Origin of the sequence: Thermosphaera sp. (genome assembly GCA_038827615.1) — an archaeon.
Taxonomy (GTDB): domain Archaea; phylum Thermoproteota; class Thermoprotei_A; order Sulfolobales; family Desulfurococcaceae; genus Thermosphaera.
Window position 1 is genome coordinate 38,839 of the sequence record JAWBNK010000002.1, and the last position, 25,814, is coordinate 64,652.

Annotated in this window: 23 protein-coding genes; 8 read left to right on the top strand and 15 right to left on the bottom strand. The window is 53.7% G+C overall.

Translation table 11 applies throughout. From position 1 onward, the window contains the following. Positions 1–149: 149 nt before the first annotated feature. The 9 genes from QXH45_06470 to QXH45_06510 form a co-directional block, all read right to left on the bottom strand. The gene (locus QXH45_06470) at positions 150–296 is read right to left on the bottom strand and encodes a hypothetical protein (GenBank protein MEM2078888.1); all 147 of its coding nucleotides are present in this window, start codon (positions 294–296) and stop codon (positions 150–152) included. 130 nt (positions 297–426) lie between these two features. Beyond that, a complete protein-coding gene (uvsE, locus tag QXH45_06475; protein MEM2078889.1) occupies positions 427–1,350 on the bottom strand; it encodes a UV DNA damage repair endonuclease UvsE in 924 nt (307 codons plus the stop codon). A 71-nt stretch (positions 1,351–1,421) separates the two neighbouring features. Continuing rightward, complete coding sequence (locus QXH45_06480) at positions 1,422–1,625, bottom strand: hypothetical protein (GenBank protein ID MEM2078890.1); 204 nt, start codon at positions 1,623–1,625, stop codon at positions 1,422–1,424. A gap of 2 nt (positions 1,626–1,627) precedes the next feature. Further along, positions 1,628–3,283: a glycoside hydrolase family 16 protein gene (locus QXH45_06485; GenBank protein MEM2078891.1), complete on the bottom strand. Its 1,656-nt coding sequence runs from the start codon at positions 3,281–3,283 to the stop codon at positions 1,628–1,630. Positions 3,284–3,298: 15 nt separating this feature from the next. Beyond that, on the bottom strand, positions 3,299–4,099 hold the full coding sequence (locus QXH45_06490; protein MEM2078892.1) for an ABC transporter ATP-binding protein: 801 nt from the start codon (positions 4,097–4,099) through the stop codon (positions 3,299–3,301). A 7-nt stretch (positions 4,100–4,106) separates the two neighbouring features. After that, positions 4,107–5,108 (bottom strand): ABC transporter ATP-binding protein, encoded by a 1,002-nt coding sequence (locus tag QXH45_06495; GenBank protein ID MEM2078893.1) that lies wholly within the window; start codon positions 5,106–5,108, stop codon positions 4,107–4,109. A 1-nt stretch (position 5,109) separates the two neighbouring features. Beyond that, positions 5,110–5,961, bottom strand: a complete 852-nt coding sequence (locus tag QXH45_06500; GenBank protein ID MEM2078894.1) for an ABC transporter permease — start codon at positions 5,959–5,961, stop codon at positions 5,110–5,112. 11 nt (positions 5,962–5,972) lie between these two features. Further along, on the bottom strand, positions 5,973–6,983 hold the full coding sequence (locus QXH45_06505; protein ID MEM2078895.1) for an ABC transporter permease: 1,011 nt from the start codon (positions 6,981–6,983) through the stop codon (positions 5,973–5,975). A 10-nt stretch (positions 6,984–6,993) separates the two neighbouring features. Next, entirely contained in the window at positions 6,994–9,060 is a 2,067-nt protein-coding gene (locus tag QXH45_06510; GenBank protein MEM2078896.1) for an ABC transporter substrate-binding protein, read from the bottom strand. 157 nt (positions 9,061–9,217) lie between these two features. On the opposite strand from QXH45_06510, the gene QXH45_06515 reads away from it, so the two are divergent. Beyond that, positions 9,218–10,717 (top strand): beta-agarase, encoded by a 1,500-nt coding sequence (locus QXH45_06515; GenBank protein MEM2078897.1) that lies wholly within the window; start codon positions 9,218–9,220, stop codon positions 10,715–10,717. On the opposite strand, the gene QXH45_06520 is transcribed toward QXH45_06515, so the two are convergent. After that, the gene (locus QXH45_06520; protein ID MEM2078898.1) at positions 10,718–11,956 is read right to left on the bottom strand and encodes a hypothetical protein; all 1,239 of its coding nucleotides are present in this window, start codon (positions 11,954–11,956) and stop codon (positions 10,718–10,720) included. Positions 11,957–12,048: 92 nt separating this feature from the next. Between QXH45_06520 and bgaS the strand changes: the two genes are divergently transcribed. Continuing rightward, the gene (bgaS, locus tag QXH45_06525; GenBank protein MEM2078899.1) at positions 12,049–13,497 is read left to right on the top strand and encodes a beta-galactosidase BgaS; all 1,449 of its coding nucleotides are present in this window, start codon (positions 12,049–12,051) and stop codon (positions 13,495–13,497) included. Here bgaS and QXH45_06530 read toward each other — a convergent pair. From QXH45_06530 to QXH45_06540, 3 genes are all read right to left on the bottom strand, one after another. Continuing rightward, on the bottom strand, positions 13,494–16,178 hold the full coding sequence (locus QXH45_06530; GenBank protein ID MEM2078900.1) for a glycoside hydrolase family 3 C-terminal domain-containing protein: 2,685 nt from the start codon (positions 16,176–16,178) through the stop codon (positions 13,494–13,496). The two genes, bgaS and QXH45_06530, sit on opposite strands and share 4 nt — an antisense overlap. A gap of 260 nt (positions 16,179–16,438) precedes the next feature. Beyond that, a complete protein-coding gene (locus QXH45_06535; protein ID MEM2078901.1) occupies positions 16,439–16,654 on the bottom strand; it encodes a hypothetical protein in 216 nt (71 codons plus the stop codon). After that, positions 16,644–17,162, bottom strand: a complete 519-nt coding sequence (locus QXH45_06540) for an HIT domain-containing protein (protein MEM2078902.1) — start codon at positions 17,160–17,162, stop codon at positions 16,644–16,646. The genes QXH45_06535 and QXH45_06540 overlap by 11 nt, the downstream gene beginning before the upstream one ends. An 89-nt stretch (positions 17,163–17,251) precedes the next feature. Between QXH45_06540 and QXH45_06545 the strand changes: the two genes are divergently transcribed. The 3 genes from QXH45_06545 (at position 17,252) to QXH45_06555 (ending at position 20,174) form a co-directional block, all read left to right on the top strand. Further along, positions 17,252–18,061: an A24 family peptidase C-terminal domain-containing protein gene (locus QXH45_06545; protein ID MEM2078903.1), complete on the top strand. Its 810-nt coding sequence runs from the start codon at positions 17,252–17,254 to the stop codon at positions 18,059–18,061. Between the two features lie 111 nt (positions 18,062–18,172). Further along, positions 18,173–18,820, top strand: coding sequence for an IS607 family transposase (locus QXH45_06550; GenBank protein ID MEM2078904.1), 648 nt, complete (start codon positions 18,173–18,175; stop codon positions 18,818–18,820). Then, the gene (locus tag QXH45_06555; GenBank protein MEM2078905.1) at positions 18,798–20,174 is read left to right on the top strand and encodes a transposase; all 1,377 of its coding nucleotides are present in this window, start codon (positions 18,798–18,800) and stop codon (positions 20,172–20,174) included. Before QXH45_06550 ends, QXH45_06555 begins: the two co-directional genes overlap by 23 nt. 115 nt (positions 20,175–20,289) lie before the next feature. On the opposite strand, the gene radA is transcribed toward QXH45_06555, so the two are convergent. Further along, a complete protein-coding gene (gene radA / locus QXH45_06560) occupies positions 20,290–21,270 on the bottom strand; it encodes a DNA repair and recombination protein RadA (GenBank protein ID MEM2078906.1) in 981 nt (326 codons plus the stop codon). Positions 21,271–21,374: 104 nt separating this feature from the next. Between radA and QXH45_06565 the strand changes: the two genes are divergently transcribed. Both QXH45_06565 and QXH45_06570 read left to right on the top strand, forming a co-directional pair. Then, complete coding sequence (locus QXH45_06565) at positions 21,375–23,225, top strand: threonine--tRNA ligase (GenBank protein ID MEM2078907.1); 1,851 nt, start codon at positions 21,375–21,377, stop codon at positions 23,223–23,225. 71 nt (positions 23,226–23,296) lie between these two features. Then, positions 23,297–23,488, top strand: coding sequence for a hypothetical protein (locus QXH45_06570; protein MEM2078908.1), 192 nt, complete (start codon positions 23,297–23,299; stop codon positions 23,486–23,488). On the opposite strand, the gene QXH45_06575 is transcribed toward QXH45_06570, so the two are convergent. After that, positions 23,457–24,728 carry a phosphoadenosine phosphosulfate reductase family protein gene (locus QXH45_06575; GenBank protein ID MEM2078909.1) on the bottom strand — a complete coding sequence of 424 codons (1,272 nt, stop codon included), beginning with the start codon at positions 24,726–24,728 and terminating at the stop codon, positions 23,457–23,459. The two genes, QXH45_06570 and QXH45_06575, sit on opposite strands and share 32 nt — an antisense overlap. Positions 24,729–24,838: 110 nt before the next feature. Between QXH45_06575 and QXH45_06580 the strand changes: the two genes are divergently transcribed. Then, complete coding sequence (locus QXH45_06580) at positions 24,839–25,810, top strand: NAD-dependent epimerase/dehydratase family protein (GenBank protein MEM2078910.1); 972 nt, start codon at positions 24,839–24,841, stop codon at positions 25,808–25,810. Positions 25,811–25,814: the final 4 nt, after the last annotated feature.

The following is a 25,814-nucleotide window of genomic DNA, read 5'->3' on the forward strand; positions in this document are numbered from 1 at the left end:
CCTCTCAGGGTGTGGTGTTTGACTAGGATCCTTAGACGGGTTCAACTGACCGGCGGGTCGACCTTCACAGTATCCCTCCCTAAGAAATGGGTTGAAAAGCACGGTTTGAAACCTCGAAGCCCACTCAGCTATCTGAGGATACTAGAACGCTACCCGGCCCCGGTTAGCTGAACGTTAAGCCTCAAGTACTCTCCCTCCGGCTTGAGCGAAAACGGGTTAAAGACGGCGACCACCGCAACGCCTACAGCTATCGCCGCAATTACCAACGCTACACCTGTTTTCAAGGCGAACCTCATCATTCCACTCCAGGAGAAGCGAATACGAGCTGTTAGCTATAAATAAAAAATTCGAAAACTATATAGATTCCAAATAAACTATGTAAATTTCAGTGTGACCTGACTCCGCCGTTCACATTTAACCCTGGTCTCAAATCCCACTTGTCGAGTAAGAAGCCACGCAAGGCGGTTCTCGTAGCCTAACTCCGGCTTTTTCTAGCTCGCTGATGAGTCTCTTCACAGCGTGCTCCTTCTTCTTTGCTTCAACGATCACGTCGACCGGGCCGCGCCCCCCTATCATGAAGAGCATGTCGAGGAAGTCCTCCGGCTTCACGTAGTCTCCGTGCTCGCCGAACCTGTGGGGCTTGTCGGGGCGGGAGGAGATGTGGAACTCGGGAGTGGTGTTCCTCCAGGTCTCGAATACCCTGTCCATGTCGAAGGCCGAGGGGTTTAGGGTGTGGTGGTAGTGGTCGAAGACCACGGGGATGCCTAGGTCTTCCGCAGTGCTCAGCGCGTCGGACGCGGTGTAGTATCTCTCGTCGTTTTCAACGGCCAGCCTCCTCCTGAGCCACGGGTTATCCTCGACTGTTCTCTTAAACCTCTTCAAGGCCTCAGCCTTGTCGCCGAAAACCCCTCCCAAGTGGACCACTACCACTCCCTCCGCCCCAGCGCCCAGGGCGTCGAGAACTCGAAAGTGGTATTCAAGCTCTCTAAGCGAGCTCTCGACAACACTGCTTCTAGGGCTGTTTAAAACCACGTACTGACCGGGGTGCATGGTTATCCTCACCCCCATTTCCTTGACGAGGGGCGCCGCCCTCCTCAACCTCTCCTCGATCTCTTGAAACCACTCCTCCCTGAACTCCGGCCTCGAGGCTAATGGGATTATGTTTGATCCAAGCCTGAAGATGGTTAAGCCCATTGAGCAGGACATCTTCAGGAGCGCCTTGAAGTCCTCGAGGTTTTTCTCGAAGATTCTCAAAACATTCTCCCCGCTGAGGTTTCTGAGCCTGAGCACTCTGTTGGTCGTGAGCTCGTTCCGCGAGGTGGAGCAGAAGAATCCCAGCCCAACCGACATCAAGCTACAACTCCGGCTTGGAGGAGAATTAAGGCCTTTGATGCTTAATAACTCCTGCGAAGCCCTCCAGGCTACTCTATTTCTTCGAGCACTGCTCTCCTAGCCTTGTGAACGAAGAAGGCGAGTAGAATCCCCGTTATCAACGCTAGAATGGAGACCCCTGCTACCATCTCCCCGGTTCCTTGCGTCGATGCTAGGAGTAGTATGGCTACTACTTCAAGGACGAGCGACCAGGTGAGGATGAATATTATACCCCTGTATGCTTCAGCCGACAAGCCTACCTCTTCCTCTTAAACTTCAATAATAGGGCGCCTGCGAGCAGTGCGACTAGGGCTGAGACGATGCCGACAATCTCGACGGGGAATCTCTGGGGTTGTTGGAGAGGCGGCAGAGTCGTCTCTGGTGGAGGCGTTGTCACCGTAGTAGTAGTGGTCGGGGGTTGCGTAGTGGTTTCACTATCCTCCCGGGTTGTCGTCTCCGTGGTCTCGGTGACCGGTGGAGCTGGGCATGCTTCCACTGGGCAGATCTCTACTTCGTCTAGATGGACTAGCTGGCTCTCAGTCAAACCTGGTTTTGCGTGAATCCATAGCGTTAACTGAACCACGTTGCCGCTTAAAGCTGAATGAGAGTACTTTGCTCTGAATAATTCGGGAGCTTCCTTCAGCTCAAGGACGCTCGAGTAGTACGTCTTACGCGGTATTGATGGAAGCGATATTTCCAGCGTGAGATTTAATATCTGATTACTCCAAGCCTTCACTCTCACCTCGTAGTCAACGTTCTGCCTCACCCACAGCAGCTGGGATAGACCTATGAGGGTCTCACTCTCCAGTCCCGGTTTAATAGTCACTGTTAGAACGCCGCCCGAAGTTTTAACGTCTTCTAGGACCGAGATATTGCCCTCTAGGAACCAGTCGTCTGGATTTAACAACGGACTATTGTCCTTGTTAACGGGCATGACGAAGTCTCCGTTCACAATCCTCTCCAGGGAGACGCTGGGCCAGCCCCTAGTTCTCACTAGGATCTCGTTGTCTGAGTCGTCGGTTTGACTGAGCAGTGGATCGGGTTCTAGCACCTTGTATACCTTAATGTAGTCTACGTACATTCTCGCTGGAAACGGCGTAGTGTTGTCGGGCTTACCGGGCCAGTAGCCTCCCACCGCGATGTTCAGGAGGAGGTGGAAGGGCTTGTCGAACACCCAGGTGCAACCCTTGCTTTGAAACTCCCTCTTAGTCACTACGTGGTACAATTGGCCGTCGACGAACCACGCTATGTAGTCTCCAGTCCACTCCAGAGCGAAGACGTGGTAGTCCTGGGAGAAGTCGAACCCCCTTGGCAACCTGTACCGTGAGGTTACTCCCCGCCCTCCGTAGCAGTACGGCGCGTGGACTGTTCCATGCACTACGTCCGGCTCGCTCCCTATGAGCTCCACTATATCTATCTCCCCGCAGGAGGGCCATGCTCGAACGTTTGAAAGGCTCCACTCCTCGCCCAGCATCCATATCGCGGGCCACACCCCCCTGCCTAATGGAAGCTTGGCTCTGACTTCGATCCTGGCCGGCGGGGTTATGGCCAGCTTCCCAATGGTGTCGAGCCTTGCCGACGTGTACTCGTACGTCCCCCCGGTCTCTGGATCCGTGAAGGGCTCTCTCCTTGCCTCGATCACGAGGTTGCCGTTCTCGATGAAAGCGTTCTCCCTGCGATAGTACTGCAGCTCGGCGTTCCCCCAGCCACATAGGTCTGGGCATCCGTCGCCGATGTTGAAGTTCCACACGTTTTCATCTATTTGATTATCGTTGAAGTCTTCGAGCCAGGTTAGCTCAAACCGGTCGGCCGGCAACGTAGCGTGAGCACTTATGTGGTTGCTCAACAAGGCCAGCGCTCCGGGGACAGCCATTGCCGCGAGTATGATCGCGTAGGCTTGGATGGCGTTCACCCCGCATCCACCCCGCTAAGACCACTTCTTGTAGAGTGTTGGAACACTCTTCAACAACTCCTTAGTGTACTCGTGCTCGGGGTTTAGGATCACCTTATCGGGCGAGCCCTCCTCCACAATCTTCCCCTTGTACATTACGAGGACTCTGTCGGACACCGCGTAGGCTAAGCCGAGGTCGTGTGTTATGAAAACTATGGTTGTGCCGAGGCTCCTGCGCAGGGTATCGTATAGCTCGAGGATCTTCCCCCTTGTCGACACGTCCAGCATGGAGACGGGCTCATCGGCCAGCAAGAGTTTCGGCTTTATGATCCAAGCCCTCGAGATCAAGATCCTTTGAAGCTGCCCTCCCGACAGCTGGTGGGGGTATTTGCCAAGCGTTTCATCAGGGCGCAACCCCACGACTTCAAGAGCTTCCCTAACAGCCTTGTCCCCCTCCGGAGAGTCGGGGTCAACCCCGATCAGCATGAGCGCTTGGCGGAGCACTCGATCTATCTTGTAGAAGGGGTTGAAGCTGGCGTAGGGGTTTTGAAACACTGCGTGAACGTTCCTCCAATACCACTTCAAGTCCTCGAGAGTCTTGAGATCCCTCCACACGTTTCTCCCCTGGAATAGTATGTCGCCCGACGTGGGCTCCAGGAGCCTTAGTATCATCTTAGCCAGAGTCGTCTTGCCCGACCCGCTTTGACCGACTAGCGAGACTACTTCGCCCTCGCTGAGCCTTACCGACACGTTGTCCACAGCCCTGACCACCACCCTTTTGAAAAACCCTGACTCGAAAACCTTGGTGAGACCCTTCGTCTCCAGCACGATTCTCACGCACGCCTCACCTCTCCACGTACAGCCAGCATGCTACTTCTCTCCCCTCGCCGACCTTAATCAACGGGGGCTCCTCCCTCCTGCACTTCTCCATCGCGAAGCTACACCTGTCCGCGAACCTGCACCCCTGAGGCGGGTTCACGAGCTGGGGCGGTTGCCCTGGGATGTATTTCACCCCCCGCTTCCTCACCTCCGGCTCCAGCGAGGGTATGGATTCTATCAACCCTTTCGTGTATGGATGGAGCGGGTTGAAAATGATGTCCTCCGTGGGGGCTGATTCAACGATTTTGCCAGCGTACATTACGGTTATCCTGGACGCGATCTGCCTGACGACGGCTATGTCGTGGGTTATGAACACCATTGAGTCGACTATGCTCTTCACCATTAGGTCGGCGAGGGTTTTGAGAACGATTCGCTGAGTCAGCACGTCCAGGGCTGAAGTAGGCTCGTCGACTATTATCACCTCGGGGTTCAAAAGGGTTGCCACGGCTATGACTGTTCTCTGAGCCATCCCGCCGCTCAGCTCGAAGGGGTAGCGGTCGACGATGTAGTCAGGGAGCCCGAGCTCTTCAAGCCTCTTCTCCAACCTCTCTACAACTTCCTCGAGCTTCGCGTCGGGATCATGGCTTCTCACGAGGTCGTAAGCGATCCTCTTTACCTTTAAAGTAGGCATTAAAGCAGACATGGCTTCCTGGGGCACGATGGAAATATTCTTCCCCCACACGAGGCTTTTGAGGAGGCCCCTGTCCATTTTATGGAGGTTGACGACCTCGCCGTCTCTCCGCGTAAGCTGGACTTCGCCCTTTATGAACTCGAGCGGCGGGTTTATGTTCATCATCATTACCTTTGACAGCGTGGTTTTCCCGCATCCTGATTCGCCCACGAGCCCTAGGACCTCGCCCTTCTTAACCGAGAGGGAGACGCCGTCGACGGCTCTCACGTATACTTCCTTATTGACGATCAACTGTCTATAGTACGCTGAAACGTTCTTGAGGGTCAGCCTATCCATTTCACATCCGCCTCAGCCTTGGGTTGAACACTTCATCTATCGCGGTGGCTATCAAGAGGAGTGATGCTGAGAGGAGGATTAGTATAACCCCGGGGATTAGGAACGTCCACCACTGACCGAAGAGGAAGGCTTGAGTTATAGCCGCGAAATAGAGGAGTTTGCCAAGGGTTACGATGCTGATCGAAGTCAATCCCAGAATGCTTAACCCAACCTCCCCGTTGATCCCCACGTTCATGTAGTTGACGAAGGAGATGAGTATGAAGGTCGCTAAGTGGGGGAGGAGGTCTTGGAGGGCGGTTTTGATCGTTGAAAGCCCAGCCATCCTCGACAGGTATATGAACTCCCTTTCCCGGAGCGAGAGGATCTGGGCTCTCACGGCTCTCGCGAAACCCGTCCACGCAGTGATTGAGAGGACTGCTGCGACGAGCTCGAGCCCGGATCTCTCGACTCCCACGTAGGTGAGGATGAGTATTGCCAGCAGGACGTTCGGTATGATCATCACGACGTTGGTGAGGGACATCAGGACTTCGTCGACTATCCCGCCCTTAATCCCGGCTATCAAGCCCACCGTCAACCCTATCAGGATCGTGAACAATCCCGTTAGGACGCCCACGTATAGCGAGTTCCTTATTCCGTACATGACCAGGGCGAACACGTCTTTACCGAACCTGTCGGTTCCGAAGGGATACTCCTCGGAGGGGGGTACCGACGGCGGGTTGCTGGTGTCGAATGGGTCCACGGGGTAGAGGAGCGGCCCCATGAACGCCAGCATTAGCTCGAAGAAGATTATTCCGAAGCCTATGATAAACCTCTTGTTAGTGAACAAGAGGTATAGGAGTTCGACGGGCTTCATGCTCCACCACTTCAAGCCGTTCTGTGGCCGAGCCTTATCCTAGGGTCTATCAGTATGTATATGAAGTCGACGATGAAGTTGGCTAGAAGTATTGTCGCGATCAAAATCATGAATACACCCTGTATCAGCGGGTAATCCCTCGTACCGAGGGCCCTGGCGAGGAGGATCCCCATCCCCGGGTAGTTGAAGAGTTGCTCCGTAATGATCTGCCCTGCGAGCACGAAGCCTAATTGTATCCCCAATCCCGTGACCTGGGGGAGCATCGAGTTCCTCAACACGTATTTGAACAATACTTTATCTCGGACGCCCATGGAGTCGCTGAACTGGATGTAAGGAGAGCCGAGCTCCATGCTGGTTAAAACCCTCATGCCGATGATCCACCCGCCTATTGCAGGTATGAGGAGGGAGAGGAATGGGAGTATGTAGTGTCTAAGCATGCTTGCCGCGAACTCTATCGTGAGCGATGGCTTCAGAGTGGGGTCGTACGCTGAGCCGGGAGGGAGGATTCTCAGGGAGATGGCGAACACGTATATGAGCGTCATCGCGAGCCAGTAGTACGGGATTTGAGAGAAAGTTATGCCAACCAGTATTGACGCCTTCTCAACGGCGCTCCCCCTCTTATACCCCGCTATCGCTCCAACATAGTTTCCAATGAACCATGAGACGATATTAGCGGGGACGAGAAGCACCAGGGTCCAGGGAAGGTGCCTCGCGATCAAAGCAGCAACGCTCTCCCCGTAGGAGGACGCTGAGATCCCGAGGTCGCCGCTGAAGCTTCTCGCGATGAAGTTCAAGAATTGAACGTGCCAGGGCTTGTCGAGCTCGAAAGCCCGCACGAGGGCTTGCTCATACTGGCTTAAGAGCTCCGGGGAGGTAGCCCCCGTGGTCAAGCCGGCTATCAATTGTTGAACGGGGTTGCCGGGGACTGCCCGGGGAAGTATAAACACGATTACGAGGGCTATGAAGTACGTGATTACGAGGAAGAAAACCTTCATTATCAAGTATTTGATGAAGGGGCGCATTCCTCCCTACCTACCCTCGTCTCTTAACCAGCACTCTCACTCCCACGATGACTCCGATTGTGACGACCGCTATGGCGATCATCATGAGCAGCAACTGAGTCGACACGCCGGGCTGTCTCTGATCCCCCTGACCCGGTGAAGTCCCGGTAGGCGTTTCAGTGGCAGTGGTCTCGGTAGTAGTGCCCGGGGTGGTTTCAGTCGGTACTTCAAACTCTGCGCCGGTGATGTTGGCGAGCATTTGGAGGAGGTGGGTGTTCGGGATCAGAATGCCGCCCTCGCTCACCGGCTTAGCCCATGCCGGAGTAGAGGGGGCCTGCCCCTTGGGGGCTAGGCTGAATAGAGCCCATAAGGGTAGCGAGTACTCCTTGTAGGGCGCGACCTCAGTCCACCAGGAGTTGGATTCGCTTGGCCATCCCACCCAGTAGAGCGTTGAATACTCGTACCATTGGACTGTGTAGACGAGGGGTATCGCCGGGATTTCCCTGTATATTATCTCCTGTATGAGGGAGAAATACCTCATTCTCTCCTCAAAGGAGAAGGCTTTGGATGATTCCTCGATCAATCTAATCATCTCGGTGTTGTTGTACCACCCCCAGTTTCCAGCGGGCGGGGTGATTCTCGGGTCCAGCAGGTACCTGTAAGTATCCCAGGGATGCGAGAAAGTGGGGGCAGACGTCCAGCCCAGGAGAGCTGTGAATGTACCCGAGTTTAGGTAGCCCCAGTACGCTCCGTAGTCTATTGGGGAGGCCTGGGCGTTTATCCCGATGTCCCTTAAATCCCCGGCTATCAGGTCGGCCGCTATCATCCAGTCAGTCCAGCCCGACGGAACCATGATGGTTATGTTGAACGACTGGCCGTTGGGGAGTTCCCTGAAGCCGTCTCCATTACGGTCGATGTACCCTGCTTGATCCAAGAGCATATTCGCATACGTCTTATTGGTTCTCACCTTAGCGTCCGGAGTACCCCAGTACTGTTGAGCCAGCTCTCTATCCATCCACACTCTGAACTGGGGATAGATTTCAAAGATAAAAGACATCGACGCCTGACTAGTGTATCCATACCAGGCTTTCTCGATGATCTCGTCGTAGTCGATAGTATATGCTATGGCCTTCCTAAGGACCGGGTCGCGGAGATGCTCCACTTGATTATTAATGTACAGTACTAGGATCTGGTTTGGACGGAAATACGGTGGTCTAGAATAATAAGTCCCCACTCCATAGCTGGCGAGCTGCCAGACATACGGTATGAATATGCCGCTCCAGTCGACATTACCCTGCATGAGATCCGCTATAACCTGCTCGTTGCTCAAGTAAATCCTGTGAACCAAGTACCTGGGGGATGGAAGCCCAAATAATGCTCTACCCCACCAGTTATCTACTCTAACGTAGGCTACTCTGAGCTCGTCGAAATAGTACAGCTTATAGGGCCCGGAGACCACTTGTGGAAGGTTTATCACGTCGCTACATGCATCCCCGCAGTTCCTCCAGCTAACGATGTCGCTACCTATTTGGGAGTAGACGTAATCGTAAATATGCTTCGGAACGGGGGCGAGCTGGAGGCTGTAGAATAGGAACATAATGTAGTTTTGGGTTTGATTGTTAATGTAGAATTCAACCTCCTTGTCGCCCACCGCCCTAACTCCCGCCAAGTATATTTGTGACCCTGCCGCTGGACCGGTGCCGAGAATCATCGACAAGTTGTAAGTGTACTCAACATCATACGCTGTTATGGGTTTGCCATCACTCCACCTTGCCTCGCTCCTGATGCGAACCCTCAGAGTATAAGGGTCTATCATTTCGAAGCTTTCGCCGATCACGGGGATCCACGTGTCGAGCCCGGGAACGTATTGGAACAAGGGCAGGTAGAGGAAGCCGCCGAAGCTGTATGTCCCCCATGTCTGAGAGGGGGACATTGGGTTCCAAGTAGAGGGAGGTGTCCACTGGGCGCCTGTAACGAACACTGTTTCCTCGCGCCTAAACTCTTGAGCGTTAACGACGCTCCCAGTTACTGAAGCGAGTAGTGAGGTAGCAGTGATTAAGAGTACTATAAATACTGTTAAATTCTTGGTGAAGTACACGTTAACCACCAAGAGAGGGTTTTCGTATTAATATTAAACCATGGGGGTTTAAAAATATATATTAAAACGGGAGCTACGGTTTCGACATGACTCACTGTAGATATTAAAAGTTTATTTAAATCTCCTAGTTTAATTAGTATTTACTTGGTAATAAGCCATGCCCACGGCTGGACAACCCTCTACAAGCAGGGTCATCATAGCCGTCATCGCTCTGATCGCGATAGCAACCGTGTTCAACGCCTGGTTGTACTATGCTGCCGGGGGAGCCCGTCCCCGTGAAACCGAGACTGTAACCGCGACTGAAACCACAACTATATTTGAGACCTCCACGGTTACTACTACTGTGACCTGGACGTCGGTGTTCTTCGTGGGCTACCCTGAATACTACTCCAGGTACGGAGGCTGGCTCGGGCTCAGGAGCGGGGCAACGGGTTTCTTCCGCGTCGAGGAAATAAACGGAACATACTGGTTCATTGATCCCGAGGGATATGTTTTCATATCGAAGGGAGTAAACCACGTTGACTACATGGGCGACTACTCCCCGGCGCTGGGGTATTCCCCGTACTACGTGAACGTGCTGAGGAGGTATGGGAGCGTTGATAAATGGGTTGAAGTCACTGTTTCAAGGCTTTTGAGATGGGGGTTTAACACTGTAGGAGCCTGGTCCTCCAGGGAGCTGTTCAAACACATCCCCTACACGGTCAACTTAAACGTTCTCGGAGACTACGGGTTCGACTGGCAAACCGGGAGGATGCCGGATGTTTTCTCAGACTCTTTCCTCGAATACGCTAACACTAAAGCGTTCTTCAACTGCGCCCCACTATCCAACGATTCCCTCCTGCTAGGGTACTTCCTCGACAACGAGCCGAGATGGGGTCCCGACTGGAGGTCTCCCAACCACCTGCTGGATGACTTCATCAAGATGCCCTCGACTTCCCCCGGGAAGAGAGTAGCTGTCGAAGTGATAAGAGAGGCCTACGAGGGAGACTTGTCGCGGCTGAACAGCGAGATGGGCACGTCCTTCACCAGCTTCGATGAACTCCTCAACTACACTGGCACGCTACCAACTACTCCGACGATGTACCAGGCTAGAGTTGAATTCGTCAAGAGGTATGCTGAGAGATACTTCAGCGTTGCAACGCAGGCGGTTAGGAGGCATGACCCCAACCACTTGATCCTCGGGGTGAGGGTGGCTGGGCTTCCCGACACGGAGTACAAGAGGGAGGTTTTCAAGATAATGTCGAAGTACGTCGACGTCATCACTGTCAACATATACAATTACGCGTCTCCCCCCACGCTCGCCTTAGCAGAGCTGTTCCAGCTAACCGGGAAACCCATTATAGTTACAGAGTTCTCGTACAGAGCCATGGACTCCGGGCTACCCAATACAAGGGGGGCTGGTCTAACGGTGAGCACTCAGTCCGAGAGGGCCAACCTAACATATAACTTCGTAACCGGGTTGATCAAACTGCCATACGTGATTGGATACCACTGGTTCCAGTACTTCGACCAGCCCAAGGAGGGCAGGTTCGACGGGGAGAACAGCAACTACGGGTTGGTGAAAATAGATGATGAACCGTACCAGGAGATGGTGGAAATGTTCGCGAGGCTTAATACGAGGGTTGAAAAAATACGTTTAGGGATTGAAACGCCCTAGCTAGGCTTTTTTCCTAGTCATAAACCATCCTACGATGAAGCCTACTACCAGCAACGCTATCCCGGCGACGCCCGTCATGGTATAATCCGTCTGGTACTCGGTGGTCGCTACCGTAGTCGTGGCCGTGGTGGTCGTTACCACCGACTGAGTCTTCGTTTCTGTCTCGGTAACCGTCTCGGTTTCATATATGAGGTTTGTAACAGTCCTCGTCGTGGTCACGGTTTCGGTTACTGTGACTGCGATGATCTTGGGGCTCAGCTCAGGCGGTATTAATCTCGCATCGTGGAGTATCCAGCCGAACTCGAAGCTCGTCCCATTGCTACCTGAGTATGATGCTGCAACAATGTTACTCCACACGAGATTGTCGGCCGGCACTTGGAAGTAAGTAGTCATCTGCTCGAATACTACTTCTACAAACGGCTTAACGTCAAGTACTACTGAATTGTTGACTAGATCAGCGTTCTTCAACAGGAAAACCATTGCCGCCCACCCGCCCCCGCTGAGGGCTCGCTGCACTTCGAACTGACCCATAAGAAGCTGGCCATCAACGATCAACGGGACCGTGATCGTTTTCACAACGGTTCTATCGCCGGCCCACCCTCCGAAGTCATCGTGGAATGCGATATATACTTCCGCCAGCGGGCCGCCCGCCGGGTTCTCAAACCATAGCAACAATCCATACCTCACCATTGTGTTCTCTGCTCTGACGAGCTCGTAGCTGACCTTAAGGTAGAGCTCCTCGTAGTCACGAATGAACTCGTTCACGCTCATGGGAAGCGAGAACCAGGAGTAACCTCCCACAGCTGGCAGAGCGGCGAATTGAGGCGGCGCCCTACCCACTATTACTGCGCCGGGGGTTGCCCAGCCAACTCCTCCCCATTGAGTAGTCACGTTCTCCAGCTTAACGTAGAACGCGAACTTATCGGTTGAGTTAATGAACCTGAAATAGTTCTCGCCCACACCGTCTGCAATATTCCAGAAGTTCGACTCGATCCAAAGCGTTGTTCCATCATCTCTCGTAACCATGAGGCCGGGCCACGTACACTCCTGACGCGTCACGCCATTCTCATCAACGTAGGGGGCTGACCAGAATCCCCCCGGGACCCATTTGAGGAGGACGTCGCCGCCTTCAGGGCTTGACGCGATATCCCTTATCTCGTCTAACGTGAGTGAGCTAGCCACCGACGCGTAGAGGATGAGGATGGTTAACATGGTTATTACAAATCTTAACTTACTCATAACTGCATCCCCTTTACATATTTTAAATGATCTAGTCAGGTTAATAAACATATATATAGATCTATTAACGTGACCATTAGGGTGGGATTATATTGAAGTTCCCGAACGGCTTCATGATCGGGAGCTCCCTGTCACCGTTTCAATTCGAACAGGGCCTCCCAGGCTCCGAGGACCCCAACAGTGACTGGTGGGTATGGGTTCACGATCCCGAGAACATAGCAGCCGGATTAGTAAGCGGTGATCTCCCGGAAAACGGCCCCGGGTACTGGGCTCTATTCAAGCAAGACCACGACCTTGCAGAATCGCTCGGCATGAACACTCTGCGATTAGGCGTGGAGTGGAGCAGGGTCTTCCCTAAGCCGACTTTCGAAGTAGAAGTCCCCGTGGACTGTGATGAGGAGGGCAACATTACTTCGATCGATGTTGATGAAAAAGCCCTCGAGAAGCTCGACAGGCTTGCGAATAGTCAAGCCGTGGATCACTACAGGAGAATATTCACGGACTGGGTTGAAAGAGGCGGGAGGCTAATAATCAACGCATACCACTGGCCCCTGCCCACTTGGCTACACGATCCAGTTAAAGTGAGGAAGCTGGGACCCGATAGGGCGCCGTCGGGATGGCTCGACGAGAAGACAGTCGTGGAGTTCGCGAAATACTCCGCGTACCTGGCGTGGAAGTTCGGCGACCTAGCAGACATGTGGAGCACGATGAACGAGCCCAACGTCGTGTACGAGCAGGGCTACATGTTCGTCAAGGGAGGCTTTCCCCCCGGCTACTTGAGCTTCGAAGCCGCTGAGAAGGCTAAGAGGAACATGATACACGCGCATGCCAGAGCCTACGATAACATGAAAAAGCATGCTAGAAAGCCTGTTGGACTAATCTACGCGTTTCCATGGTTCGAGGCGCTGGGTGAGGGAGGCGAGTTTCTCGAAGCCGTGAAATCCCGGGGAGTTTACGAGTTTACAGACATGGTCATCAAGGGGTATTCCGCTAGAAACCCGGTGTTGAGAAAGGACTTGGAGAAGCGTGTAGACTGGATAGGCGTAAACTATTATAGCCGGGTGGTCTTCCAGCTCGCCGGAGGGAATCCCGTGGCTCAACAGGGCTACGGCTTCCTGTGCACTCCACAGGGAGTGAGCAGGGCTGGAAGACCGTGCAGCGACTTCGGCTGGGAGGTCTACCCAGAGGGCTTGTACTTCCTGCTGAAGGAGATCCGTGAGCGCTATGGAGACTTGGACATCATCGTCACCGAGAACGGCGTCTCAGACAGAGCGGACAGGATTAGGCCATCGTTCCTCGTAAGCCATGTCCACGCTGTTGTAAAAGCCCTCGGCGAGGGAGTGCCGGTCAAGGGATACCTCCACTGGAGTTTAATCGATAACTACGAGTGGGCTCAGGGGTTCAGGCAGAGGTTCGGGCTCGTGGAGGTTGATTTGGAGAGTAAGAAAAGATACCTGAGGCCCAGCGCGCTCGTTTTCAGGGAGATCGCTAATTACAAGGGGGTTCCCGAGGAGCTTACGCGTCTAAGCATGCTTAGCTAGCGTTTTTTCCTAACCAACCATATCGAGATTAGAACTAGGGCTACTGCACCTCCCGCGAGAGCCGGGATGATCAGTGATTCCCGCCCAGCCTCTCCAGGGAGCGGGGGTGTTGTAGCCGCTGCCTCCTCCTCGCGCATCGTAGTGGTCGTTTCAACCGGGGTCTCGGTCTCCCCGGCGGGAACCATCTCCTTCTCGACGCTTATGAAGTCTGACGGTGGAGTGTAAACGTATACTTCGGATTGATCCACGCCAAGCGTCAGGGCGAAGGCCCTGGACCTCATGGTGACGTTGAGAATATTGATCAAGCTTCTCTGGAGGAACCCTATTGAAATCTCTCCCCTGTTGAGGGCTTCTTTAACCTGTGAAAGCACTGAGGAATACCCCTCCGGGTAGTAGGGCATGAGGGCATCATTTCCCGCGTAGTAAGCCCGGTAGTTGTAGCTTCCTGAACCCCAGTCAGTCATCACGAAGCCGTTGAACCCCCACTCGTATCTCAGAATCCCTTGTAACAGATTCGGGTCATTACCAGTGTACACGCCGTTGACCTTGTTGTAAGACGTCATCACCGACCAGGGATCGGCTGTCTTCACGATGATCTCAAAAGGCCTCAGGTAAATCTCCCTAAGAGCCCGCTCGGATATTATGGAGTCTAAGTTAAACCTGTTGAACTCCTGCTCGTTACCCACAAAGTGCTTGACCACTGCTCCAACCCCGTGGTTGCTTTGAACCCCTTTCACGACTGCAGCGCCGATTACCCCGGTGAGAACGGGGTCCTCGGAATAGTACTCAGCGTTCCTCCCTCCCAACGGGTTTCTGTGAATATTGACTCCGGGTCCCAGCCACAGGGTTATGCCGTTCTCCAGCATCTCCCTCCCTATCTGGAGACCGTATATGAACGCGAGCTCGACGTCCCAGGTGGATGCTAGGAGGGGCGCCGCTGGGTATGCAACTCCCCCCGGGTTCGGCGTAGGCCCGCTTCTCAACCCGTTTGGACCATCCGCGTGAGTGAGCTCAGGTATTTCGTAAAGCGGGTTCCCCCTCAGCCCTATTGTGAGGTTGACCATTTCCTCAACAGACAGCTGGGCTACTAGTTCGGTGAGCGTTCTCCTTCCAAGCCATACATCCCTGAGCGTTACGGGTTCTGAGGTGTTCGATGGAGTGATAGTGAAGGGTGAGTTTACGGCTTGAGTAAGGGATGTTTTATAAGCGGTTTCAATAACCCCCGGGTCGATGACCAGCCTAGGGATCCCCGTGAGATCGCCCCACACGGTAGTGGCCGCTCCGCCCAGCGTCTTGTTCAACCTGGTGAACGCCGGGGCATGCATCCTGTTAAGGGTTTTCTCAACCAGTACGAGCTGGTCGAGAGCGAGGATTGCCGCTGGGCGCGTCTTCCTGGAGGATGTTCCAACCATGACAACGTAGTCGCCTGGGTCCAAGATCCACGCTTTCTCCGACTCTTCATACGATTTCAACTCCCTAACGTCGAAGGATATGACGATCCTCTGCGACTCCCCGGGTTTCAACACATCCGTCTTAGCGAACGCTACCAGCTCCTGCAGGGGCTTCTCAACCCTTCCATCGGGCTTGCTGACGTAGACTTGTACAACCTCTCTACCAGGCTTCTCCCCCACGTTCTCGACCAGGATTTGGATCCTTAGGGTTGTTTTTTCAATGGCAATGTTTTCCACGGCCACGTTAAACCTAGTATACGATAATCCGTATCCAAATGGGTAGGCAACCGGCGCGTTGAAAGTGTAGAAAAACCTGTATCCAACGTAAACATCCTCCCAATATGTTGCAGTAAACCTTCCAAAGTAGCTAGTGGAAGGATAATCCTCCAAACTCCACGCCCACGTGTCAACTGTTCTCCCGCTGGGCGATGTCAGCCCGAGCATTAACGCTGCGACTGCATTTCCCCCCTGCTCACCCGGGTATCCAACCCACAGGATCGCGCCGATACGGGGGTTATCCCAGCTAACGTCGACGGGGCCTGCCGTGTTGAGAACTACTATCGTCTTTCTAAAATACCTCGACGCTAAGTCTATTAAATCGAGCTCGCTACGGCTCAAGTAGAAGCCGCCTTCGCTCATATCCCTGCCCTCGGTGGTGAATCTCCCAATCACTACTACTGCTACATCGTTTCTGCGGGCGAAGTAGTACATTTCATCCTCGGTGAAGGAGACGTCCCCTCCCCCCGCGGACGAGTACTTCTCCACTACCTCCTGGTCAACGCTGAAGCCTGCGTTGATCAATCCCTCAAGTAGCGTTACAACCCTCTCCTCGGGGAGCTCGACGAAAGATGAGCCTCCACAATGATAGTTCCACGACCAGTGCTGAGCAGAGCCGAAAACGGCTACTCTCTCTCCTCCGCTGAGAGGCAGCGTGTTGTTGTTCTTGAGCAGGACGATCCCGTCTAAGGCGATGAGGTATGCGAGCTTCACGCCGTCCCTGAAGACTTCGGGGAGGTTTGAAGGTATAGTGTTCTCCACGAAGGAGGGTATTTGGCGAGCATTCAAGTACTCTCTAACGATGCCTGAGGCCGGGCCCACCCAGCTGTAACCATGATAGGGGGATTCGACCGCTGAAGGCGTTGGGAGGGGCGTGTTCAACCCTACGATCACGTAGATGGTCAATGCTAAGAAGAAGGCGAAGAGTCTTCCCCGTGCAGGCCTGGAAAACATGGATAAATAACCCCCGGTCCAGCCATATTAGATCGTTCGTCGCCCAGGGTTTTAAACAAGAACTACCCCACAAGGATTCCCGGCGACTCATTGGATCAGCCTAGCCCTGCCGAGCACCAGTCCCCCTTACCCATTGATAAGGATTTCGCAATTGAGGAGATCCGCCCGCGGTAATGTCTTCATCCCTTAATGGTCTTTTGGGGGCAAGTTGTCGTCATCTATTGATCGGTATTGTTGAAAACCCTTATATGGTTGAGGAACTAGCCCTCGTTCTTCACTATTTTCCTGAGCTTGTCGAGCGCGCTGTCGGTCAGCTTTATCTTCTCAGCTATGAGCAGTGCCTTCTCCAGCGCTTCCTCCTCGCTACCGGCTTTAACGTTGATAACTATGTTCGTGCCGGTGATGTTGACGCGGTATCTCTCTGAGCCGAGGAATACGTATTTCTCAACGATTACTAAGTCTCTCTTAGACACCACTGGGGCATTCACCATGCTCTGCTAGGATCGCGTTCAGGGATTCCCTCAACACCCGGTACGACTCCTCGAGGCTCATGGGTATAGTCTTAACCTGAGCGACCGTAGCCATGAAGTTCGTGTCCCCCACCCACCTGGGAACTAGGTGGAAGTGGACGTGGTCTGGGACCCCGGCCCCGGCCGCCCTCCCGATGTTCACTCCAATGTTGAAGCCGTCCGGGTTGAAAGCCCTCCTTATCGCTAGGATCGAGAGGTTTAGGAGGCACATTATTTCCTCCAGGGTTTTAATCGGGAGCTTCTCAATACTAGGCGCGTGCTGAAACGGCGCGATCATGACGTGGCCAGAGTTGTAGGGGTATGCGTTCAAAACTATGAAGGAGTGCTTCCCCTTGTAGAGCACTAAGCCCTCCTCCTCGTTGATCCTCTGAAGCCTGCAGAACAAGCATTCCTCCTCGCCCCTGGAAGCTTTTCTAACGTACTCGTAGCGCCACGGGTTCCAAAGGATTTTCACGAAACACCGCCTGTAGCAATTCTTAATTATTCATAGGTGTTTTCGTTTTAATAACTTGCTCCTCCATTAGAATTGAAGGGTGCTCGTTAATGCTGGATTTAGAGGCGGCCCGCTTCATCGAGTACGCTAAGATCATCTACACTCTCGTCTTCCTCGCAAGGTTTTCAATCCACGATATCGTGAAGAGGGAGGTCGCCGACCCGGAGGTTTACGCCTACACCGGCGGCGCCGTCCTATTCTACATCGCCTCCACGGCTCTAGCCCTGCAATACCTTACTCCGCAGTACGTTCTCGTTCAAACCATCTTCTCGCTCGCGATAGCCCCGGGCTTGTTCTACGCACTATATGTTAAGGGGTTGATGGGGCTGGGAGACGTGTACGTGGCGTCGGGGTTGTCTCTAACGTTCACATACCCTGTTCTATTCAACCTGTCGAACGCTCCCGGGACGCCGGTCATCCTCCCCCCGGTGATCACCATCATCCTCTACGCTTGCGCGTCAATCATACTGTACTCGATAGTGAAGGCGCTCTACACGGTTTTAAAGTATAAGGAAATGGTTTCACAGCTCAGCACAAAGCACAAGATCCTACTCCCCATCCTGGCTAAACCCATGAGGATCAGAGAGTACTTGGAGACGAGGTTCTTCTATCCTCTAACCATCATTGAGGAGAGGGAGGGCGGGGTTGCATACGCGGTTAGGCTGACCTACGATGTCGAGAGGGAAGAGTACACGGCACACCAAGAGAGGCTTAAGAAGCTGTTGGAGAAGGGCCTGGTAAAACCCGACGACTACATATGGGTTTCATACGGAATACCCTTCCTGGCGTTAATACTCATGGGGCTGGTCCTCTTCCTCCTAATAGGGGATGGGCCGTTGACCCCCGGCCTCCCTAGGTGAGCAGGCAGTTTTAAGCAAGCCGCTGGGAATGCAGGCGGGGCTGTTTCCTTTTTAATGTTTTTAGGAAATGTTTGTAAGCTTTGTTCCTATTAATGTTTATTGGAGTAATTCATGTCTGAAAAGTTGTTGAGACCCAGAGAGGTTTGCGAGAAACTTGGTGTTAGCTACTCTACTCTCCGTAGGTGGATCGAGGCAGGCTACGTAAAGGCTGTTAGAACCGTTGGTGGTAAGTACAGAGTTCCCGAGAGTGAAGTCAGGAGGATTCTCGAATCACGCACTAAGGAGACCAGGGCAGTTGTGTACGCCAGAGTATCCTCACACGACCAGAGAGAAGACCTCGAGAGGCAGGTCAGATACCTACTAGAGTACTGCGCATCTAAAGGATACAGAGTAGTTGAGGTTTTAACAGACGTAGCATCAGGGTTGAAGACAGATAGGAAGGGTTTGAGAAAGCTCTTCGAGTTGGTTACCTCTAGACAGGTAGAAGTTGTTGTCGTAACCTACAGGGATAGGTTAACGAGATTCGGCTTCGAGTACCTAGAGTACTTCTTCAACCAGCACGGCGCTAGGATAGAGGTTGTCTTCGGAGAGGAACCCAAGGATGCGTACCAGGAGCTCGTAGAGGATCTAATAGAGATTATCACCTCCTTCGCTGGTAAACTGTACGGCATGAGGAGTCGTAGAAAGAAGAAGCTAGTGGAGGAGTTCAGAAAACTGATAGAGGTGGTAGAGAAGAGTGGAGAAGACAACGGTAACTAGAACCGTTATAGTTGAATCCGAGAAGCTACCGCGGAGAGTTTTCAGAGTGTTCGTGGAGCTCGAGGAAGTATACAGAAGCATGGTTGAGCAACTAGTGCTCTATGCTGTCGGAAGTAAAACCACCTCGTTCACCAAGCTCAGGGCGTTGAAGTACAGAGAGCTGAGAAACACCTATCCACACATACCGTCGCACTACGTGTACACAGCATGCCAGGACGCGTGCACCAGAGCTAAGAGCTTTCTAAAGCTAAAGAAGACGAGGTTAAAAAATAAAGAGTATCCAGAGGTTAAAGATGTATCCATATGGCTTGACGATCACCTGTGGAAGCTTGAGGGGTTAACTAGGATTGGAGTTGCTACTCACAGAGGTTGGATACACGTAGACATCAAACCGCATAAGCAGTTCTGGAGGTACGTCAACAGCGGATGGAGGTTCAGATCCGAGTGCAGGGTCAAGTTGAATAAAAGGGAGAGAAAGCTTATCCTATACTTCGTCTTCGCGAAAGATGTAGAGCTTTATCAACCGAAGGGGTACGTTACCGTAGACGTGAACGAGAACAGTATTGCTGTTCTGGTTGATGGTAGAGTTTACCTCTTCGAGACGAACATGGAGAAGATTGTGCTCGGATACTACTACAGGGGGAAACGTGTTCAGGAGAAGTACGATTCGCTCTACGGACCCGGGTGTAGAACTAGGAGGAGGGTTTTGAGAAAGCTCAACGAGAAGGGGAAGAAGACCGATGCTAAGTGGAAGATCGCGAACATAGTTGTCAGGGAAGCTGTTAAGCATGGATACGCAATCGCTATGGAGAAGCTTGGAAAGAGACCTGCTGAAAACATGATAAAGAGAGTAAAGGATAAGCAACTCAAACACAGGATCTACCAAGCATCCTTCAGAGGAGTTCAGAGAGCTGTAGAAGAGAAAGCGAAGGAGCACGGTGTTTCAGTAGTGTACATAGATCCGAGGAACACTTCCAAGCAATGTCCAGTACATGGAGCTATTATAAGATACGACAACAACTCAAGAATAGGTATTTGCAGTACTGGTGGCGAAAGATGGCATAGAGACGTTGTTGCATGCTTCAACCTTCTCCTCAAAGCCCTGGGTGGTGATGGGAGCAATGCTCCGAGCCATCCAGGGCTTGAGCTAGATGGGAGCCCCGTGCCGTTGGGCTCGACAGCCACCCATGAACCCATACAGATACCGGTGTCTGTATGGGGGAGGTGGAAGTCCCTGGATACGAAAGAACATAAACAAACAAACAAAAACGAATATCCAGGGACAAACGGAGTCGAAGAGCGTGTTCGGCCTGGCTCAAGTGTTCGATTCAACGAGGGAGAACTACGGCGGTAGGGAGTGCACAGTATTGTTCACTATAAGGTTCGCAGGGGTAAGCCGGCTCTACAACATATCTATGACGATCCGGTTCCCGGGGGATTGATCTCCCTAGAAGATTTTCACAACTGGTTTACTCTTCCTCCGAATCCCTTATACCCTCCTCGGTTATGATGAATACTGCTTCGCCCTCAGGTAAGTGGGGAGCGTCGACTACTCTAGCAATCCTCTTGTTCCCCTTAGACCTCCTCAACTGAACTCTAACGCCCGGTGTGTGGGCTAGCACGTGTCCCCCTACAGCCACCGTTGGATCACCGTAGAAAACGTCGGGCCTAGCCATCACTTGATTAGTGACTACGACGGCTATGTTGAACGCTTCCGCAAGCCTCATCAACTGGTGGAGGTGGGCGTTGAGCTTCTGCTGCCTCTCGGCAAGGTGTTCTCGACCCGGGAACTCGGCGCGGAAGTGGCTGGTAACGCTGTCGACCACTACCAGCTTGACGTCGTTCTTCGGCACGAAGTTGAATAGGTCATCTATTATTGAAACCTGGTGGTCGCTGTTGTAAGCCCTCATGTAGAATATGTTATCCATCACCTGGTCCGGCTCGAGCCCAAGGGCCCTGGCCATGGCTTCAATCCTCTCCCACCTAAAGGTTCCCTCGGTATCCACGTAGACTGCCTTCCCCTGTAGACCGCCCCTTTCCGCGGGAAGCTGTACGTTGACGCTGAGCTGGTGGCATATCTGGGTTTTACCGCTCCCGTACTCCCCGTAGAACTCTGTAATAGTCTTCGTCTCAATGCCTCCTCCCAGGAGGTCGTCCAGGCTCTTGCTCCCAGTCGTGATCTTCTTCACGTTCAACCTCTCGAGCTTCACCTCCCTCGCCGTCTTAAAGGTTATGCCGAGAGCCCTCCTCGCGCTCTCAATAATCTTCTGGAGCGCCGTGGGCGGGATGCCTGTTTTCTCCGCCAGCTCGTCGACCCTGGCGACCACGATGGTCCAGGCTGAGGAGTAGCCGGCGGCCTCGAGCTTGTCGGCTATCGCCGGGTTAACGCCCGGTAGATCCCTCACCGATAAAACCCTGCCTTCACTCTTCTCCCTGACTTCACGACTCACAATCCACACCCAACTATATTATTTGCTTAAAAACAGTTTAAACCTCACTCGGAACATCGCGCGACGTTATAAACCCCTTCCACTATAATACTGTTTCAAAACGGGTGGACCCTTTGAAACTACTGCTCATACACTCGAAGACTTTCCAGTACACTCCTATACAGCCGGCTGTCAAGGAGCCCGAGGAGCTCAGGGAAGGGCTGAGGGAGCAGAGCTTCGAGAACGCGCTCGTAGTCTTCACAAGCGTTGAAAACGGCGACGACTCCAGCGTCGTCGAGAAGGCTCGAGACGAGATACTGAGCGCGGCAGACCAGGTCAAGCCCTCCGTAATAGTCCTGTACCCCTACGCGCACTTATCCAGCGACCTGGCACCCCCCTTCACAGCCATGAGCCTAATGGAGGAGCTAGCGGCGGCTGTCTCCAGCTCGACCAGCATACCGGTTCACAAGGCGCCGTTCGGATGGTACAAGTCGTTCAGGATCGAGTGCTACGGTCACCCGTTGAGCGAGTTGTCGAAGACCGTTAAGAAGACGAGCGGCGTTGGGCAGAAGAGAGTGATCGAGAAGAAGTTCTACATCATGACGCCGGATGGGAGCCTCCACGATCCCCTGAGCTTCGACTACTCGAGCTACCCCGAGCTGAAGATCCTCGTGGATAAGGAGGTCCTGGGGAAGGAGCTTGAGGGCGGTGAGAACAAGGTTAACGAGTACTGCAGGAAGTTCGGGTTCGAATGGGAGCCCATGAGCGATCACGGGCACATGAGGTACGGGCCCCACGCGGTAGTGATGATGGAGTCGGTGTTCAAGTACTCGTGGAGGGTTGCGAGCGAGCTGGGCATCCCAGTGTTCAAGGTGATGGGTACGAACATGTTCAACTTGAAGGAGAAACCCGTTTACGAGCACGCAGCCTTGTTCGGCGACAGGCTCTACGAGGTCGACCTGGATGAGGACAAGTTCGTCCTGAGGTATGCTGCCTGCCACCAGCAGTTTGCAATGCTGAGGGACTGGGTGATAAGCTACCACCACCTTCCATTCGGGGCTTTCGAAGTAGCCGACAGCTACAGGCTCGAGCAGAGGGGCGAGGTCGCGCTGTGCTTCAGGCTGAGGAAGTTCTACATGCCCGACCTCCACATCTTCAACAAGGACTTGGGGGAGGCTGTTAGGGTCTCCAGGATCGTTCAGGACAGGATAATCGAGGAGGCCGGGAAGCTCGGCAGGAAGTACGTTGCGCTATACAATGTCACTTCCGACTTCCTCGAGAACCATAAGGAGGAGCTTCTCGAGTTCGTCAGGAGAGAGAGCTATCCAGTGCTCCTCGCAGTCATCCCAGGTGGAATATACTACTGGGTGTTGAACGTCGAGTACCATATTATCGATAATTTGAAGCGGCCGCGCGAGATAGCCACGTTCCAAATAGACGTAGGGAACGGTCGGAGGTTCAATATAACGTATGTTGACGAGAAGGGCGAGAAACACCATCCCGTTATCATTCACACGGCGATACTGGGCGGGGTCGAGAGGTACATCTACATGATACTCGACACCGCCGCTTTAACGGAGCTGAACGGTCAAACCCCTTACATACCTACTTGGATAAGCCCGGTGCAAGTCAGGATAATACCGGTCTCCAAGGAGTATAATGAACACGCGCTGAAAATAGCCTCGGAGATCCTCAGGGCGGGCTTCCGAGTCGACGTCGACGACCGCGACGAGACCCTTGGGAGGAAGATAAGGGATGCCGGGAGAGAGTGGATACCATACATAGTAGTCGTCGGGGAGAGGGAGGTTAAAACGGGAACCGTTAACGTCAGGGTGAGGAGGAGCAATGATCAAACGGTGATGAGGGTTGACGAGCTAATAGAATTATTGAGGAAGGAGACGGAGGGATATCCCGTCGTTGAATCCACGATGCCGGTGAGGCTGAGCCAGAGGCCTCTGCCCTCCTACAAGCAGTAGGCGCCCAGGCTTCTACCCGTTCAATCACATTATTAAACGCTTGCACGACATTATTTTTGAAAGGTGGAAGCATGGGGTACTGGTTGCTGAAGTGCAGGGAGTGCGGCGTTGAGTGGAGCCTCCTCGTGAGCTTCCCGCTTAGGAAGGAGTTCAAGCAACTATACCACTACTGCCCCAGGTGCGGCAGGAACACCTTCCACGACATACTGGACTACAGGGAGGAGGATGACTTCACTTCCCCCACTCAAGCCTCAAGTAGCTAGACCGCTCCACGCCGGATGCCTTGATCAGTTCTTCATGAACCATCTTGTGCCTCGAGTAGGACAAGTGGAGCTCGTACAAGTGCATCGCCGGGCAAGCAACGCATCCAATCCTGGTGAAGCCCTGATCGTACAGCGGATTCAGCCGCACACCCCTGGAGTACAGGTATATTTGGACTAGAAGCCTGGTCCAATCCTTAATGGGCAGGGCCCTCTTGACCCCCGGAATCAGCGGGTTATACCCGATCCTCGGCGTCCTCGCCCGGTTGAAGCTCTCGTAATCCCTCGCCCCGTCAAGGTAGACTGCGACCCCGCTTCCCCTGTAGAACTTCTTCAGCGGCTCCAGCTTCAGGATCCTCGTGCACCACCTGTCCTCCACGCTCATCAAGCCCTTCTCCCCCACCAGGCTGAGCACGTCGACGCTCGGCTTCAACACTACTAGCTCCACCCCGAGCTTAGATGCTACTTCCTCAGCATACTTCAAGCTCTCGGGGAACTCTAAGCCCGTGTCGCTGTACACTGCTAGGACCTTCTCAGCCCCCAGTGCTTCAACCGCAAGGCTCAGCACCGCAGTAGAGTCTGCCCCGCCGCTGAAGGAGACGGGGATCTTACGGGATTTCTGAACGCTTCCGTAGACCCTCTTGATGAAACCCTTCGCCTCGCCCGCCTTATCCTCGACGACCTCTCTGTTCAGCTCGACCAGGTCCTCAATCCTTCCGGGAGGAAGCATCCTGAAGCCCCGGGGGGCTACGTCCTTGATCTTTACGCGTCCCAGGCCTCCGTTGACTCTCCTCCCAACTCCAACATGCCTCCCCATTCTAACGAGGACCATGCGAGCCTTCAGCGGGCAGTCGGGCGGGAGGGCTACGTACTTACCTTTAACATGCCTGCTGGGCTCCAGCTCGCAGGCCGGAGCACCCAGGGACTCGAGCAGGCTGCCGAGAGCCCCAGTTGGCGATAGAACCCAGCCCTCCCTTAAATCATAGTACGCGACGCCCAGCCTCAGTGCGCTCGCGTGGAATTCGAAAGCATAGTCTACATGGCTGCTCCATGAGGGAGCCCTGTGGAAGATTAGGAGCTCCCTTTCGAGGTCGAGTTTGAAGTCGAAGTACTTTTCAACCAGCGCGGCTACGAGCCTCCTCTCCCAAGCGCCGGCGAGCCAGACATCCCTGGTGATCCTCCAGCCTCCTTTCCTGCTTAAAACTGGAACAGACGGCGTCTTAGACCACGATAAGTACTCCATCTGCGAACACTCTCGGGCCTGCCGCAGCTCTTATTAAACGCCCCCGTTAAAGTGAATGAGTGTTCCGGTTTTAATTATTGATCAACCATAATGTGGATCAGGTGTTGCCTTTGAACCACGTACTGGTCACCGGCGGCGCTGGCTTCATAGGGAGCCACTTAGTCGACTACTTGTTGAGCAAGGGTTACTCGGTCAGAGTAGTGGACAACTTGAGCAGCGGGCGCTTAGAACATGTTTCAAGACACCTGGGGAACAGGGACTTCCAGTTCGTGAAGGGGGATTTGAAAAACAGGGAGACGGCGCTAGAGGTCGTCAGAGGCGTTGACACCGTCTTCCACTTGGCCGCCAACCCCGAGGTGAGGCTGAGCACTACCGAGCCCGAGGTGCATTTCAACGAGAACCTTCAGGCCACCTTCAACCTGCTCGAGGCCTGCAGGAGGCAAGGAGGCGTTGAACTATTCGTGTTCGCGAGCTCGAGCACCGTATACGGCGACGCCAAGGTTCTACCGACTCCCGAGACCCATGAGGTAAAGCCTATAAGCGTCTACGGTGCTTCTAAGGCTGGTTGCGAAGCGCTGCTCTCCTCCTACGCTCACCTCTACGGTTTCAAAGGAGTATCACTGCGATACGCCAACATCGTGGGGGAGAGGCTGAGGCACGGAGTCATCTACGACTTCATCCTCAAGCTGATGAGGAATCCCTTGGAGCTCGAGATACTGGGCGACGGCTCTCAGAGGAAGAGCTACCTCTACGTGAGGGATGCTGTCGAGGCAACGGTCACGGCGGCCGAGAAGTCTGGGGAAAACTACGATTGCTTCAACATCGGAAACGATGACTGGATTACAGTGAAAGAGATAGCTGAGATCGTCTCGAAGGCAATGGGGGTTAACCCAGTATTCAAGTACGTGTCCACCGTCAGGGATGGGAGGGGGTGGCCGGGGGACGTCAAGTTCATGCTCCTCAGCATTGAAAAGATCAGGAGGCTGGGCTGGTCGCCGAGGCTCTCCAGCAGGCAGGCCGTGGAGGAGACGGCTAGGGCGCTTGTCCGGGAGATCGCCTCAGACCGCCGCCCGCCCCGCTGATCAT

What these genes read in the sequence shown, in the direction of transcription:
- QXH45_06575 (MEM2078909.1), bottom strand. Translation starts at nt 24,728, where the DNA reads ATGGAGTACTTATCGTGGTCTAAGACGCCGTCTGTTCCAGTTTTAAGC.
- uvsE (MEM2078889.1), bottom strand. Translation starts at nt 1,350, where the DNA reads ATGTCGGTTGGGCTGGGATTCTTCTGCTCCACCTCGCGGAACGAGCTC.
- QXH45_06470 (MEM2078888.1), bottom strand. Translation starts at nt 296, where the DNA reads ATGAGGTTCGCCTTGAAAACAGGTGTAGCGTTGGTAATTGCGGCGATA.
- QXH45_06505 (MEM2078895.1), bottom strand. Translation starts at nt 6,983, where the DNA reads ATGCGCCCCTTCATCAAATACTTGATAATGAAGGTTTTCTTCCTCGTA.
- QXH45_06500 (MEM2078894.1), bottom strand. Translation starts at nt 5,961, where the DNA reads ATGAAGCCCGTCGAACTCCTATACCTCTTGTTCACTAACAAGAGGTTT.
- QXH45_06520 (MEM2078898.1), bottom strand. Translation starts at nt 11,956, where the DNA reads ATGAGTAAGTTAAGATTTGTAATAACCATGTTAACCATCCTCATCCTC.
- QXH45_06570 (MEM2078908.1), top strand. Translation starts at nt 23,297, where the DNA reads ATGGGGTACTGGTTGCTGAAGTGCAGGGAGTGCGGCGTTGAGTGGAGC.
- QXH45_06515 (MEM2078897.1), top strand. Translation starts at nt 9,218, where the DNA reads ATGCCCACGGCTGGACAACCCTCTACAAGCAGGGTCATCATAGCCGTC.
- QXH45_06495 (MEM2078893.1), bottom strand. Translation starts at nt 5,108, where the DNA reads ATGGATAGGCTGACCCTCAAGAACGTTTCAGCGTACTATAGACAGTTG.
- QXH45_06545 (MEM2078903.1), top strand. Translation starts at nt 17,252, where the DNA reads ATGCTGGATTTAGAGGCGGCCCGCTTCATCGAGTACGCTAAGATCATC.
- QXH45_06550 (MEM2078904.1), top strand. Translation starts at nt 18,173, where the DNA reads ATGTCTGAAAAGTTGTTGAGACCCAGAGAGGTTTGCGAGAAACTTGGT.
- QXH45_06530 (MEM2078900.1), bottom strand. Translation starts at nt 16,178, where the DNA reads ATGTTTTCCAGGCCTGCACGGGGAAGACTCTTCGCCTTCTTCTTAGCA.